The organism is Kitasatospora sp. NPDC091257 (assembly GCF_044757675.1).
Classification (GTDB): Bacteria; Actinomycetota; Actinomycetes; order Streptomycetales; family Streptomycetaceae; genus Kitasatospora; species Kitasatospora lactacystinica.
In genome coordinates this window covers 1-1,209 of the sequence record NZ_JBIVVI010001787.1, presented here as the reverse complement: position 1 = coordinate 1,209, position 1,209 = coordinate 1, and the positions used below count along the sequence as shown (strand labels likewise).

Below are 1,209 nucleotides of genomic sequence, written 5' to 3'. Positions count from 1 at the left end.
CCGCTAGCCCGTCCTGACCACCGGAGCGGCGCGGAGCCGCGATTCGGGAGAGTCTGGGACAAATCCCTCCCGGCGTTCCAGGCACGTTGCAGGGCGCCGAGCAGGACCGGTGAGCCGGACAGGGCACTGCTGCGGACCTCCGGCCGGGCGATGGAGATCCGCGCCAGTTCGTCCTCGACGAGCGCGCGCAGCCGCTCGCCGCCGGCGCTCGGCACCACGCCGGAGAGGACCACCAGTTGGGGGTCGACGACGGCGACGATCACCGCCAGTCCGACGGCGAGCCGCCCGGCCAGCTCGGTGAGGAAGGCGTCGCCGGCGCCCGGGAGCGCCAGCGCCTTGGCGATGGACTCCTGCGCGGTGGCCGCGCCGAGCCCGTGCTCACGGGCCAGGGCCCGGACGGCGGGAGTGCCGACCAGGGCCTGGAACCCGCCGAACTTGCGGCGGCGGGCGTCCCACTCGACCGGCGAGTCGGGCAGCGGCATGTAGCCGACCTCCCCGGCGCCGCCGGTGAAGCCGCGGTGCAGCCGCCCGGCGATCACGATCGCCGCGCCGACCCCCGCCCCGGCCCAGAGCAGGACGAAGTCCTCGAAGCCGGCCGCGGCACCCGAGGACCGCTCGGCGACGGCGGCCAGGTTCACGTCGTTCTCGATCGACACCGGCGCGCCGATCGCCTCGGTCAGCTCCTCGACCAGTCTCGGCGAGTGCCAGCCCGGCAGGTGGGAGGCGTAGCGCAGCTTGCCGGTGACCGGGTCGGGGGCGCCGCCGACCCCGATCGCGGCGGTGCGCAGGACGCCCTCGGGCAGGCCGGCGGCCCGGACGGCCTCGGCCACCGCGCCGGCGACGGCCGGGACGGTCCCGGCGGCCGGGACGCCCTTGGTGGGCACGGTGTGCTCGGCCAGCGTGGTGCCGGTGATGTCGGCGACGGCGACCCGGATCTCGCTGTTGGTGACGTCCAGTCCGGCGACGTACCCGGCGGCCGGATTCACCTGGTACAGCCGGGCGTTGGGGCCGGGGCCGCCCGCCGTGGTGCCGACCGGCAGGACCAGCCCGGCCGCCTCCAGCCGGGCCAGCAGCTGGGAGGCGGTGGGCTTGGACAGCCCGGTGAGGGCGCCGATCCGGGTGCGCGAGAGCGGCCCGTTCTCCAGCAGGAGTTCGAGGGCGGCACGGTCGTTGATGGCGCGCAGCAGGCTGGGGGTGCCGGCGAGGGGG

General features: G+C 76.5%; 1 protein-coding gene. It reads right to left on the bottom strand.

What is annotated here, in order from left to right; translation table 11 throughout:
* Window positions 1-1,209: ROK family protein (locus ACIQOV_RS42035; protein ID WP_401056496.1), on the bottom strand; the 1,209-nt coding region annotated here is incomplete at both ends.